The sequence below is a fragment of the Mycolicibacterium holsaticum DSM 44478 = JCM 12374 genome, from assembly GCF_019645835.1.
GTDB lineage: Bacteria > Actinomycetota > Actinomycetes > Mycobacteriales > Mycobacteriaceae > Mycobacterium > Mycobacterium holsaticum.
On record NZ_CP080998.1, the window covers coordinates 2408055 to 2420872 of the forward strand.

Below are 12818 nucleotides of genomic sequence, written 5' to 3' on the forward strand. Positions count from 1 at the left end.
CGCGAAGAACGGACGGCAATGATCATCGTCGTCGGCATCGGCGCGGACGGCATGGTCGGCCTGGCGCCCGCTTCCCGAGCCGAATTAGTCAGGGCCACAGTTATTTACGGGTCACCACGGCAGCTGGATCTGCTCGATGACACCGTGACCGCGGTGCGCCGCGAATGGCCGTCGCCGATGCTGCCGGCCCTGCGCGCCGTGCTCGACGGCGCCGACGGCGACGTGCACGTGGTGGCCAGCGGCGACCCGCTGCTGCACGGCGTCGGCGGCTCGCTGGTCCGGTTGCACGGTGCGCACCGTGTCAGGGTGCTGCCGCAGGTGTCGTCGGTGACGCTGGCGTGTGCCCGGCTCGGCTGGCCGGTGCACGACACCGAGGTGATCAGCCTGGTCACCGCCGAACCGCATACCGCGGTGCGGCGCGGTGGTCGCGCGGTGGTGTTGTCGCGCGACCGTGCCGGCGCCGCGACCCTGGCGCGGCTGCTCAGCGACACCGGACGCGGCGACTCCGAGATGACCGTGCTCGAACAACTCGGCGGGCCGGCCGAGCGGGTCCGCTCGGCGAGCGCACGCGAATGGGCCGCGGACCCGCCGCCCGACGTCGACGATCTCAACGTGGTCGCCGTGCACTATCTGCCCGACGAGCGCCAGTACGGGGTGCTGCCCGACGACGCCTACGCCAACGACGGGCAGATCACCAAACAGCCGATGCGCGCCGCGACGATCGCGGCGCTCGCGCCCAGGCCGGGAGAGCTGCTGTGGGACGTCGGCGCGGGCTCCGGCAGCATCGCGATCGAATGGTGCCGCAGCGGAACCGGTTGTCGGGCAGTGGCCTTCGAGCGCGACGAGCGGCGCCGCAAACGGATCACCGAGAACGCGGCCGCGTTCGGCGTCATGGTCGACGTGCGCGGTGATGCGCCGCAGGCCTTCGCCGACACCGCACCGCCCGACGTGGTCTTCGTCGGCGGTGGGCTGACCCGTCCCGGCCTGCTGCAGGCGTGCTTCGACAGCTTGCCCGGCGGCGGCAGGCTGGTCGCCAACGCCGTGACCGTCGAATCGGAAGCGCTGCTGGCCGAATGGTTTTCGCGGCTCGGCGGTGAGCTGTCGCGCTACCAGCACCACCACGGCGAACCGCTGGGCGGGTTCACCGGTTGGCGGCCCGCGTTTCCCGTCACGCAGTGGTCGGTGACCAAGCGATGACCGTCTACTTCATCGGCGCGGGCCCCGGCGCGGCCGACCTGATCACAGTGCGGGGCCAGCGGCTGCTGAGCCGCTGCCCGGTCTGCCTGTACGCCGGCTCGATCATGCCCGAGGACCTGCTGGCGCTGTGCCCTGCGGACGCCAGGGTGGTCGACACCGGTCCGCTGACACTCGAGCAGATCGTCGCCGAACTCGCCGACGCCGACGCCGCGGGCCTGGACGTCGCGCGGCTGCACTCCGGTGACCCGTCGATCTACAGCGCGCTGGCCGAACAGTGCCGGCGCCTCGACGCGCTGGGCATCGGCTACGAGATCGTGCCCGGCGTGCCCGCGTTCGCCGCGGCGGCCGCCGCGCTGGGCCGTGAGCTGACGGTCCCCGGTGTCGCCCAGACGATCACGCTGACCCGGGTGGCGACGCTGTCGACCGCGATGCCGCCGGGCGAGGACCTGCAGACGCTGTCGAAATCCGGTGCGACGCTGGTGCTGCACCTGGCCGCCGCGCAGGTCGACTCGATCGTGCCGGAACTGCTCGCAGGCGGATACCGACCCGAAACACCCTGCGCGGTCGTGGCGTTCGCCTCCTGGCCCCAAGAGCAGGTCATCCGGTGCACGCTGGCAGATCTCGCCGAACGCACGCACGACGCCGGGATCAGCCGCACCGCGGTGATCGTCGTCGGCGACGTGCTCGGCGCCGAGGGCTTCGCCGACAGCTACCTGTACTCGTCGGGACGCGTGCGCAGGGGCAGGCACTGATGCGGATCCTGTTGCTGGGTGGCACCTCAGAGGCCCGCGCGCTGGCCGCCCGACTGCATCCGGACGTCGAGGTGATCAGCTCGCTGGCCGGCCGGGTGCCCGACCCCGCGCTGCCGGTCGGCCAGGTCCGGATCGGCGGGTTCGGCGGGGTGGCGGGGCTGCGGCGCTGGCTGCGCGACCATGCGGTCGACGCCGTCGTCGACGCCACCCACCCGTACGCCGCGACGATGACCGCGCACGCCGCCCAGGTGTGCGCCGAACTCGAGGTGCCCCATCTGCTGCTGGCCCGCCCCGCCTGGCCGCCCGGCGCGGCGATCCTGGTTGGCTCCGATACGCAGGCGGCGAAAACGGTTGCCGACAACGGTTATTCGCGGGTCTTCCTGACCACCGGCCGCTCAGGTATCGGCGCGTTCGCCCACCTGAACGCGTGGTTTCTGATCCGCGCGGTCACCGCACCCGAACCCGCGGACCTCCCGCCCCGTCACCACGTCGTGCTGTCCCGCGGCCCGTACCGCTACGACGACGAGCTGGCGCTGCTGCGCGAACACCGCATCGACGCGCTGGTGACCAAGAACAGCGGCGGGCCGATGACCCGGCCCAAGCTCGACGCCGCCGCGGACCTCGGCGTCGCGGTGGTGATGGTGGACCGCCCGCCGTTGCCCGCGGGGGTGAGGACGGTGAGCACCGTCGACGACGCGGTCCAATGGGTCCGGGCTATGTGATCAGCTCGAGGGTGTCCAGCTCCCGGATGGCGCGGCAGCCCCTGCTCAACATGGTCAGGATCATCTCGTCGCCGCGTTCGGTCGAGGAGGCGAACGCATATCCCAGCGCGGTGAGCACGGGGGCCTGCACCGCGCCGAGCCGATAGTCACGCCAACAGGTTTCGAGGTCATACCCGGTGACGCCGTGGGTGGCCAGCGCCTCGTGGTAGCGGCGCACCAGGGCCTTTTCGATGGCCGAGCGGGTCTCGGGCACCAGGCTGGTCGCGGTGAAATACGCGAGGTCGCGGGCGGGCAGGCCGACCCCGACGGTCTGCCAGTCCACCACGCTGATGCGCGCGTGGTCGGGGTCGAACAGCATGTTGTCGAGCCGGTAGTCCCCGTGCATCACCGCGAACCGGTCCGGCTCGGCCAGCAACCACGGGGTCACCAACGCCATAGCCGCCGTGAGGGTTTCACGGTCCTCAGCGCTCATCGAGTCACCGAGTTTGTCGATCGTGATCTCGGCGGCCATCCGGCACACCTCGCCCATGCCGGTGGCCGCCGCCTCGTCGCCGGGTTTGGGCATCGCGATCCCGGACAGCTGCAGCCAGACGGGGTCACACCAGGTCGGCCCGTGCAGACCGGCCAGCGCCTCGACCGCCAACCCGGCCTCCTGCTCGGTGCATCCGGCGATCTGATCGCCCTGCACGGCGGGCGCCATGTCGGCGAGCACCAGCACGAAATCTGTTCCGTCGTCGGTGATGTCGCTGTGAAAGCAGCCGGGAACCGGGATGGCCACCTTGTCGGCGACGTCGGTGTAGAACTCGACCTCGGAGCGGTAGCCCAGCGCGACGCGTTCCCGGACCGCGTCGTCCTGGGCGGGCAGCTTGATCGCGAACGTCTCGGGCAGCGCGGTGCGCTGTGCGTACGTCACCGTCACCCGGTAGGTGGCGCCGGTCTGCCCGGTGCCGATCGGTGTCACGTCGACGCACTGCACGTCGACGCCGAGCACCGAGCTCAGCCACCGGGGCGTCACATCGGCCGGACCGCGGGGGATGGTCGCGACGGTGCCCTCATCTGTCGATGGGGTCTGCTGCCCCACGGCGCCTCCCTGGTGGTGTCGGGTTTGCGCCGAAACGCTATCGGTAAGGGCGACAGTCGTCAACGAGGCTGCGCGCCCGCCGCGTCAGTGCCGGGTGAGGCGCAGCCGCCACGCCTCCGGTCCCCGCACCAGGTAGTCCACCGAGATCCGGCCCGCGGTGCGGTCGTGCAGTTGGTGCAGCAGGGGCACCGGGTCGTGGGGCGCGACCAGCACCATGCTGCCGCCGACCGGAACCGCGTCGAACGCGCCGAAAACCGTCGCGTGCCGGATCGAGTGCGGGACCTCGCAGACGTCGAGCACCGGCTCCTCGGCGTCGCTCTCGCAACCGCACTTGTGCCCGCCCTCGGCGTCGTGATGGCCCCCGAGCAACTCGTGCATCCCGCCCAGGGCATCGGCGAGCGACACGTCGGGGTCGGCGGCCACGATCGGCAGGATGCGATCGTTCTCGTCGATCAGGTGAGCGTCGAAAAGCACCCGCAGCGCGTTACCGGCCGCGGCGGCGCGCACCGGTGACTTCTCGGTGCGGATCCGGTCCACCAGGGCGGCCAGTACGCGGTGCACGGCGATCATCGACTCGATGAGCGGCCGGGCCCGCTCGGTGTTGGCGGCGGCGGGGTACAGGCGGGCCTCTTCGGCCGCGGCGTGCGGCAGCAGCTCGCCGGTCAGGAACTGCGTGGCCGCCGCGCGCGCGGCCTCGAAGTCGCCGCCGCGCTCGGCGGCCGACAGCATCGCCTCGGTGCGCGCCTGCAGATGTCCGGCCAGCTCAGCGTGATGGTTCTTGACGGTCTCGGCCGCCTCCGCGTCGGCAGAGGAGGTGGCGACGATTACCTCGTTGATGGTCATGGTGGGTTCCTTTCCGCTGCACTGGTCCGATACCCAGCAATTTACTACAATAATTTCCGTGGTAAATAGTGCACCGCCTTTCGGCCCCGCGCCGACGCCGTCGTCGGCTGGCCACGTGCCGCTGTCCGAACAGCGGCTGCGGGTGCTCGAGCACGTGCGGGCGCACGCACCGGTCCGCACGACCGACGCGGCCGCAAGCCTCGGGCTGCACCAGAACACCGTGCGTGAACACCTCGACGCGCTCGTGGACCTCGGTCTCGTCGAGCGCGCCACCGAACCCGCCGTCGGACGCGGGCGGCCGGCCGCGCTGTATCGGCCGTCCGCCGCCGACCCCGCCCTGCTGGCCCGCGACTACGCGGGCCTGGCCACCGCGCTGGCCGGGCATCTGGCCCGCACCAGCGCCGACCCGCAGCGTGATGCCCGCGCCGCGGGTGTGGAGTGGGGACGCGAGCTGGTCGAGGGGACCGCCCGCGCCGACGGCGACCAGCGAAAGGCCGTGCTCGACGCGCTGACCCGGCTCGGATTCGCCCCCGACGACGAAGGCGCCGAACGCGGCGTCGCCCTGCGCCGCTGCCCGCTGCTGGACGCCGCCCGCCGCTACCCGGACGTGGTGTGCCAGGTCCACCTCGGCATCGTCGAGGGACTGCTGCAGAGCATCGACGCACCCACCGGGCCCGGTCTCGGTCTGATCCCGTTCGCCGAGCCCGGCGCCTGTCGGCTGTTCCTGCCCGATCCGGTGGTCAAAAAGCATGGCTGAGAACCGAATTCCACTGCGGGCGCTGCTGCTGCTGCCCGGCGGCTTCGCGCTGCTGGCCGGTTTGGACGCGGGACTGTTGCGCCTCGGGCTGGCCGCACCGGTGGAAACGGTGCGGCTGGCCGAGGCGCACGGCATCGTGCTGGTGCTGGGCTTCGTCGGCACCCTGATCGCCGTGGAACGCGCCGTCGCCGCGGGCCGGCGGTGGTGCTACCTGGCTCCGGCGTTGCTCGGGCTGGGCGCGGTACTGCTCGTCACCCCCGCGCCGCGCCACCTCGCCTGCGCCGCCCTGGTGGCCGGGGCCGCGATGCTGGTGGCGGTCTACGTGCCGCTGTGGCGGCGCAGTTGGGACACTGCGGTGCTGGTGCAGGCCGCGGGCGCGGTGCTGGCCACCGGTGCGGCGCTGCTGTGGTCGGCCGGGCTGCCGGTGCCGGATCTGCTGGGCTGGCTGGCCGGTTTCCTGGTCCTGACCATCGTCGGTGAGCGCCTCGAACTGGCCCGGGTGACGATGCCGGGGGTCCGGGCCGAACTCCTGCTCGGCGCGGCGACGGCCGCGCTGGTCGTCGGCGCGGTCGCGCAATTACTTTGGCCGGCAGCAGGGTTCGCGTTGCTGGGCGCCGCGGTGCTGGGAATCACCTGCTGGCTCTTCCGGTTCGACGTGGCCAGGTGCACCGTTCACACCACGGGGCTGACGCGCTACATGGCGGTATGCCTGCTGGCCGGATACGCGTGGCTGATGGTCCCCGGCCTGGCCTGGCTGCTGATCGGCCCGGTGGACTCCGGTCGCGGCTACGACGCGATCGTGCACGCGGTGATGCTCGGGTTCGTGCTGTCGATGATCATGGCGCACGCACCGGTCATCCTGCCCGCGGTGCTGCGCCGCCCGCTGCCGTACACCCCGACGATGTACGGGCCCGTGGTGCTGCTGCACGCATCGCTGCTGCTGCGGGTGGCGGTCGGCGACGTGCGCGACGTGCAGTGGGCGGTGCAGGCCGGCGGGGTGCTCAACATCGTGGCCGTGCTGGCCTTCGCCGCCGTCGCCGTGCACGCGGCGACCCGCCGGCCGATCGAGGTGCCCGCATGAACCGCGGACCGTGGCACCTGCGCGTCGGCGCGATCGTATTCGCCTGGCTGACAGCACTTGTCGTGGTCGCGCTCGTTCACCGGTCCGTGCCGATCTCGGGTTGGCTGTTGGTCCATCTGCTCGGTCTCGGCGCGGCCGGTAACGCGATCCTGATCTGGAGCCGCCATTTCACCGATGCGCTGCTGCGCCGTCCACCGGACCCGTCGCGGGCCGGGCAGGCGTGGCGCATCGCAGCGTTCAACGCCGGCGCGGTCGCGGTGGTCACCGGCATGCTCGTCGACTTCTGGCCGGTGGTGCTGGCCGGCGGTGTCGTGGTCGGTGTCGTGGCGCTGGCCCACGCCGTCACGTTGACCCGTCAGCTACGCAGTGCCCTGCCGTCGCGCTTCGGCGACACCGTGCGCTACTACGTCGCGGCGGCGGCGCTGCTGGCCGTCGGCGCCGGGCTCGGCGTGACGATGGCCAACCCGACCCTGCCCGGCGCACTGCACGAGCGGCTCATCGTCGCCCACGCGGCGATGAACGTGTTCGGGTTCGTCGGGCTTTCGGTGCTCGGCACCCTGGTCACCCTGTGGCCGACGATGCTGCGCACCCGGATGGCCGACGGTGTCGAGGTGGCCGCCCGACGCGGATTGCCCGCGCTGGTAGGCGGTTTGGGTGTGGCGGCGTCGGGCGCGGTGGCCGGCTCACCGGCGGTCACCGCGGCGGGCACGCTGGCGTACCTGGCCGGGGCCGGTTATGTGCTGTGGCCGCACCTCGACGAGGTGCGCCGCAAACGGCCGGGCACCTTCGCGACGCTGTCGGTGTTCGCCGGGGTGGTGTGGCTGCTGGGCTCGCTGGGGTTTGCGGTCGTGGCCTTCGCCACCGCACCGACATGGCCCGCGGTGCTGGACCGCGCCGGGCTGCTCACCGTGCCGGTGCTGGCCGGCTTCCTGGTGCAGGTGCTGCTCGGGGCGATGACGTATCTGACCACTATCGTGGTCGGCGGGCGCGCGGCGGCGATCGCGGCGGCCGGCGAGCTCGAGCGCGGTGCGCCGTGGCGGCTGGCGGTGGCCAACTTCGCGCTGCTGCTGTGCGTGCTGCCGACGCCGAGTTTGGTGCGGGTGGCGGCATCGGTGCTGGTGCTGGTCGCCTACGCCGCGTTCCTGCCGCTGCTGGTGCGGGCGGTGTGGCAGGCGCGACGCAACCGCGACACCCCGTCGACGCCGGGTCCGCCGCCGGCCGGGCCGCCGGTGCGGCACCGCCTCGGCGTCGCCGCCGCCGGGTTGGGCGTGGTGGTGCTGACGGCCGCGGCCGCGGTGGCCGCCGATCCCGCCACGGTCGGTATCGCCACCACACCGTCGGCGGCCGTGACCGCCACGGGCCAGACCACCCAGGTCGAGGTGCACATCGAGGGCATGCGCTACGTGCCCGACACCATCGAGGTGCCCGCCGGAAACCGGTTGGTGGTCCACCTCGTCAACACCGGTTCCGACCACCACGATCTGGTGCTGGCCAACGGAACCCGCACGTCGCGCCTGGCGCCGGGGGAGAGCGCGGCGCTCGACGCCGGCGTGATCGGCAGCGACGTGGACGGCTGGTGTTCGGTGGCCGGGCACCGGCAGATGGGGATGACGCTGGCGGTGCGGGCGGTCGGGGCTGCGGCGCCCACTACGCACCCCGGCCATCACGAGCAGACCGCCGCCGCCGCGGTCAGCGCCGACGACATCGCGCGCAGCCTCACCGCGCCGCCGGGCGAGGGTTTCGTGGCCCACGACCCGGCGCTGCCGGCGTCCACGCCCGATCACCGCGTCACGCTGACGGTGAGCGAGGCCGAGCGGGAGGTGTCACCGGGAATCACCCAGCGGCTGTGGACATTCGGCGGTTCGGCGCCGGGGCCGACGCTGCGCGGCAAGGTCGGTGACGTCTTCGAGGTCACCCTGGTCAACGACGGCACGATCGGACACTCGGTCGACTTCCACGCCGGCGCGCTGGCCCCCGACGAACCGATGCGCACGATCCAACCCGGCGAGCACCTGGTCTACCGGTTCACCGCGCGGCGGGCGGGGGTGTGGCTGTATCACTGTTCGACGATGCCGATGTCGGTGCACATCGCCAACGGCATGTTCGGCGCGGTGATCATCGACCCGCCCGACCTGGCGCCCGTGGACCGCGAATACCTGCTGGTGCAGTCCGAGTTCTACCTCGGCCCGCCCGACGGTGAGGTCGACGCGGCCAAGGTCGCCGCCGACAAGCCCGACCTCGTGGTGTTCAACGGGTATGCCAACCAGTACGACCACGCGCCGCTGACCGCGACCGTCGGGGAGCGGGTGCGGATCTGGGTGCTGGCCGCCGGTCCCAGCCGCGGCACCTCGTTTCACGTCGTCGGCGGCCAGTTCGACACGGTGTGGGCAGAGGGCACCTACCGGCTGCGGCCGGGCCCCGGCGGCGCGCAGACGCTCGGATTGTTCGCGGCCCAGGGCGGATTCGTGGAGCTTCAGTTCGATCAGCCGGGGCACTACCCGTTCGTCAACCACGCGATGGTCGACGCCGAACGCGGCGCGCACGGGGTCATCGAGGTCACGGCTCAACCCGGGTAGCGGCGCGGGGTGAAGACCCGGTCGCCGTACCACTGGGTCTGCGAGGACCCGACGATCAGCAGGCAGCGCATGTCGACGTCGGCCCGGTCCAGGTCGGCCAGCCGCACCACCTTCACCTCCTCGGCGGGACCCGACACGTCGCGACCGATCACCACCGGGGTGCCCGGATCGCGGTGTTCGAGCAGTAGGTCGCGCATCGCACCGACCTGCCAGGTGCGGGTTTTCGACGCCGGGTTGTAGACGGCCAGCACCAGATCGGTCGCGGCCGCGGCGGCCAACCGGGCGGCGATCACGTCCCACGGCTTGAGCCGGTCCGACAGCGAGACCACCGCATAGTCATGGCCCAGCGGCGCGCCGACCCGGCTGGCCACCGCCTGCGCGGCCGTCATCGCCGGGATCACCCGCACGTCGACATCGGGCCACTGCTTGGCCTCCTCGAGCACGGCGGTCGCCATCGCGAACACGCCGGGGTCCCCGGAGGACACCACCGCGACCGCGCGGCCCTGTTCGGCCAGGGTGCAGGCCAGCCGCGCGCGGGCCGGTTCGTCGGTGTTGTCGCTGGGATGGCGCCGCTGGCCCTCCCTGGCCCCGATGCGTTCGAGGTAGGGCCCGTAGCCGATGAGGTCGGTGGCCGCGGCGAGCTCGCGGCGGCTCTGCGGCGTCATCCAGTCGCTGGCACCCGGGCCCAGCCCCACCACGACGACGCTGCCGGTGCGCTGCGCGCGCCGCGGCCGGCCCGGCAGCATCGCCAGCGAGAAGTACGGGACGCTGTCCTCGTCGACCTCGCCCGCGCCGAGCACCCGCTGCTTGGCGGTACTGGCCCGCTCGACATAGAACGTCTCGTCCAACCGCCCCGTCACCGAAAGCGCTTCGCGCACCGAGGGATACGAACGACCCAGCTTGAGCACGACGGCCGCGTCGGTATCGGCGAGCCGGCGGGTGAGCTCGTCGAGGCCGAGCGTGCCCGGCAGGATCGTGAGCACCTCGTCACCCTGGACCAGCGGTGTCCCGGTGGCCGCGGATGCGGCGCTCACCGACGTCACGCCCGGCACGATCACCGCGTCGAACCGCTGCGTGAGCCGGTTGTGCATGTGCATGTAGGAGCTGTAGAACAGCGGGTCGCCCTCGGCGAGCAGGGCGACGTTGCGGCCGGCCTCCAGATGGGCGGCGATGCGGTCGGCGGCCTCGCGGTAGAAGTCCTCCATCGCACCGGCGTATCCGCCGGGGTGGTCGGTGGTCTCGGTGGTGACGGGGTAGACCAGATGCTCCTCGATCTGCCCCCGGCGCAGATACGGTTCGGCGATGCCGCGGGCGATGCTGCGGCCGTGGCGCGCGCTGTGGTAGGCGACGACGTCGGCCTCCCCGATCACCCGCGCCGCCTTGACGGTCACCAGTTCGGGGTCGCCGGGTCCGAGCCCGACACCCCACAGCTGTCCGGGTGATGTGCTCATTCTGCTTCGGAGGCAATCGCGTTCACGGCCGCGGCCGCCATCGCGCTGCCGCCGCGCCGACCCGTCACGACCAGATAGGCCATCCCGCGCGGCCGGTCGATGAGTTCCTGTTTGGACTGTGCCGAGCCGACGAAACCGACCGGGCCGCCGAGCACCGCCGCGGGGGTGGGCGCGCCGTCGTCGAGCAGCTCGAGCAATCGGAACAGCGCGGTGGGCGCGTTGCCGATAGCCAGCACGGCACCGCCGAGCCGGTCGGCCCACAGCTGCACCGCGGCCGCCGAGCGGGTGGTGCCCAGCCGCGCCGCCAGCTCAGGCGCGCGGGGGTCGGCGACCAGGGACACCACCTCGTTGCCGGCGGGCAGCCGGGACTTGGTGATGCCCGCGGCCACCATCGACGAGTCGCACAGCACTGGCGCGCCCGCGGCCAGCGCGGCGTGGGCCTTGGCGACCACGTCGTCGCTGTAGGCCACATGCCCGGCGACGTCGACCTGTCCGCACGTGTGGATCAGCCGCACCACCACCCGGGCCACATCGGCGGGAAAACGGGCGAGGTCGGCCTCGTCGCGGATGGTCGCGAACGACTGCCGGTAGATCTCGGCGGCGTCGCGAATGTAGTCGAGCATCCGCTCACCCTACGGCGGCGGTTTGCGCGGCCGATATCCGTCTCCGGTGGCCACCAGCACCTCACCGACCGGCGGGCTGCCGCAGGCGCGGTCGCACCCGACGAAATGGCGGTGCCCGGAGACGGGTTCATCGACGGCCGCCGTGGCGTCGGCGCGCACGTCGGCCGCCGAGTGCGCGCAGCCCGGGCTGCCGGTGCACGCGCTGACCGACAGCCACGGCGAGTGCTCGTCGAACACCAGCCCCATCGGGGCGAGCACGCGCAGCGCGACGTCGGCCCGGCCTTCGTCGAGGTCGAAGACCAGCACCGAACGCCACGGGGTGATGGCCATCGGCGCGTCGATGGCGGCCAGGAACTCGGCCGTGCGGGCAGGCAGCACGCCCAGCGGCACAGCCGCCCCCAGCGTGATACGACCGTCGCGCTGGGCGATCCAGCCGACGGGCGGGCGGGTGACCGGCTGCCATGTCGCTCCCGGCTGCGCGCTGACCGCCAGGCCGGCGATCAGTGCGCCCGGGTCGTCGAGTTCGGCGATGCGCCAAGCATTTTCGCGGGTGTCGGCGAAGCGCTGCGCGACGTCGACCAAGGCGGGCACCACCTGCGGCAGCGACAGCCGGACGCCGGTGTCGCGGCCGGCCAGCAGCACCGCCGCCGCATCGCCGACGACATGCACTCCGACGTCGGCGCCCAGCCCGGAGATGTCACCGCGGCCGTCGTCGATACCGAACAGAAACCGGCCAGGCAGCGCGGCGAGGCCGGGCCGTGCCTGGATCGCCGCGTCGAGTTCGGTGACGATGGCGCGGATGTCGGTCGTCGTCGCAACCCGGCCCGACAGCGGCGAGGCGACGATGTTGCGGACCCGCTCGTGTGTCGGTGAGGGCAGCAGCCCCGCGGCGGCGACGGCGTCGGCAACCGCGGTCGTCGCCGCGTCGTCGGCGATGCCGCGGATCTGGATGTTGGCCCGCGACGTGAGTTCCAAAGTGCCAGAACCCCACCGCGTCGCGGCCGCCGCCAGCGCCTGCAGTTGCGCGGCGGCAATCATCCCGCCGGCAAGCCGGACCCGCGCCAGCGCGCCGTCGGCGGCGCGGTGCACGTGCAAGGCCCCCGGGCAGGCGTCGTGCTCGCGGGTCCGGGCCATGGACCCACCGTACGCCCGCGATCAACACAGGTAGTCCGCTACGCATGACCGCTCGGCATCGGCGGCCCAGACTCTTCTCATCAGATACCGGCAACCATGGTGGAGAGTATGAAATGACCAGCCTGACAACACGTTCTGACCCTACGGCCACGCCGAGCACGCGCAGCGCCCCGGCGCCCGCGCAGGAGCCGGTCCTGATCACCGAACAACAGGTGCTGTGGGGTACTGCCGTCGCGCGCTCGGCGACGCCGGCCAAGAAGCAGAAGAAGCAGAAGGCGGCGCGGCGCCAGTACCCGAAGCGCTACGCCTGGCTCGACAACTCCCTCATGGGACGCGAGATGGACCGCCTGTAGCGCCATCGATGTGACGCCGGCCACAGTGTTGGCCGCGGTGATCCGTCCCACACAAGTCGATAGCTAGGGCCGGTTTTCGCCGTAGCTTCTGCACATCTGGATCTGTTTGGAAGGAACAACGATGTTCGAACTACTGATCTTCGCCGCGCTGTTGGTCGTCCTGCTCGCCGCGCTGGGACTGCCGTATCCGAACACCACCCACGATCGGTGGAATCGGCGCTGACCGGCGTCTGGGCGACTTGAGGAGT

The 12818-nt window shown here is 72.1% G+C and carries 12 protein-coding genes; 7 read left to right on the forward strand and 5 right to left on the reverse strand.

What is annotated here, in order from left to right; all coding sequences use genetic code 11:
* Positions 1-18 precede the first annotated feature (18 nt).
* From cbiE to K3U96_RS11595, 3 genes are read left to right on the forward strand one after another with little or no spacing between them, the layout of a single operon-like run.
* A complete protein-coding gene (gene cbiE / locus K3U96_RS11585; protein ID WP_220693106.1) occupies positions 19-1197 on the forward strand; it encodes a precorrin-6y C5,15-methyltransferase (decarboxylating) subunit CbiE in 1179 nt (392 codons plus the stop codon).
* On the forward strand, positions 1194-1949 hold the full coding sequence (gene cobM, locus K3U96_RS11590; RefSeq protein ID WP_220693107.1) for a precorrin-4 C(11)-methyltransferase: 756 nt from the start codon (positions 1194-1196) through the stop codon (positions 1947-1949). The genes cbiE and cobM overlap by 4 nt, the downstream gene beginning before the upstream one ends.
* Entirely contained in the window at positions 1949-2671 is a 723-nt protein-coding gene (locus K3U96_RS11595; RefSeq protein WP_069406185.1) for a cobalt-precorrin-6A reductase, read from the forward strand. The genes cobM and K3U96_RS11595 overlap by 1 nt, the downstream gene beginning before the upstream one ends.
* On the opposite strand, the gene K3U96_RS11600 is transcribed toward K3U96_RS11595, so the two are convergent.
* The gene (locus K3U96_RS11600) at positions 2664-3752 is read right to left on the reverse strand and encodes a phosphotransferase family protein (protein ID WP_220693108.1); all 1089 of its coding nucleotides are present in this window, start codon (positions 3750-3752) and stop codon (positions 2664-2666) included. The two genes, K3U96_RS11595 and K3U96_RS11600, sit on opposite strands and share 8 nt — an antisense overlap.
* An 84-nt stretch (positions 3753-3836) precedes the next feature.
* The gene (locus tag K3U96_RS11605; RefSeq protein ID WP_220693109.1) at positions 3837-4595 is read right to left on the reverse strand and encodes a DUF2249 domain-containing protein; all 759 of its coding nucleotides are present in this window, start codon (positions 4593-4595) and stop codon (positions 3837-3839) included.
* 58 nt (positions 4596-4653) lie between these two features.
* On the opposite strand from K3U96_RS11605, the gene K3U96_RS11610 reads away from it, so the two are divergent.
* Genes K3U96_RS11610 through K3U96_RS11620 form a run of 3 tightly spaced genes read left to right on the forward strand, consistent with a single transcriptional unit; the run spans position 4654 to position 9009 of the window.
* Entirely contained in the window at positions 4654-5352 is a 699-nt protein-coding gene (locus K3U96_RS11610) for a helix-turn-helix transcriptional regulator (protein WP_069406182.1), read from the forward strand.
* Positions 5345-6433: a DUF8744 domain-containing protein gene (locus K3U96_RS11615; RefSeq protein ID WP_220693110.1), complete on the forward strand. Its 1089-nt coding sequence runs from the start codon at positions 5345-5347 to the stop codon at positions 6431-6433. Before K3U96_RS11610 ends, K3U96_RS11615 begins: the two co-directional genes overlap by 8 nt.
* On the forward strand, positions 6430-9009 hold the full coding sequence (locus K3U96_RS11620; RefSeq protein ID WP_220693111.1) for a multicopper oxidase domain-containing protein: 2580 nt from the start codon (positions 6430-6432) through the stop codon (positions 9007-9009). Before K3U96_RS11615 ends, K3U96_RS11620 begins: the two co-directional genes overlap by 4 nt.
* Here K3U96_RS11620 and K3U96_RS11625 read toward each other — a convergent pair.
* From K3U96_RS11625 to cobG, 3 genes are read right to left on the reverse strand one after another with little or no spacing between them, the layout of a single operon-like run.
* Positions 8997-10460 (reverse strand): precorrin-2 C(20)-methyltransferase, encoded by a 1464-nt coding sequence (locus tag K3U96_RS11625; protein WP_220693112.1) that lies wholly within the window; start codon positions 10458-10460, stop codon positions 8997-8999. The genes K3U96_RS11620 and K3U96_RS11625 overlap by 13 nt on opposite strands.
* Entirely contained in the window at positions 10457-11083 is a 627-nt protein-coding gene (locus K3U96_RS11630; RefSeq protein WP_220693113.1) for a precorrin-8X methylmutase, read from the reverse strand. The genes K3U96_RS11625 and K3U96_RS11630 overlap by 4 nt, the downstream gene beginning before the upstream one ends.
* A gap of 9 nt (positions 11084-11092) precedes the next feature.
* On the reverse strand, positions 11093-12217 hold the full coding sequence (cobG, locus tag K3U96_RS11635) for a precorrin-3B synthase (RefSeq protein WP_220693114.1): 1125 nt from the start codon (positions 12215-12217) through the stop codon (positions 11093-11095).
* A 113-nt stretch (positions 12218-12330) separates the two neighbouring features.
* Between cobG and K3U96_RS11640 the strand changes: the two genes are divergently transcribed.
* Positions 12331-12570: a hypothetical protein gene (locus tag K3U96_RS11640; protein ID WP_069406176.1), complete on the forward strand. Its 240-nt coding sequence runs from the start codon at positions 12331-12333 to the stop codon at positions 12568-12570.
* Positions 12571-12818: the final 248 nt, after the last annotated feature.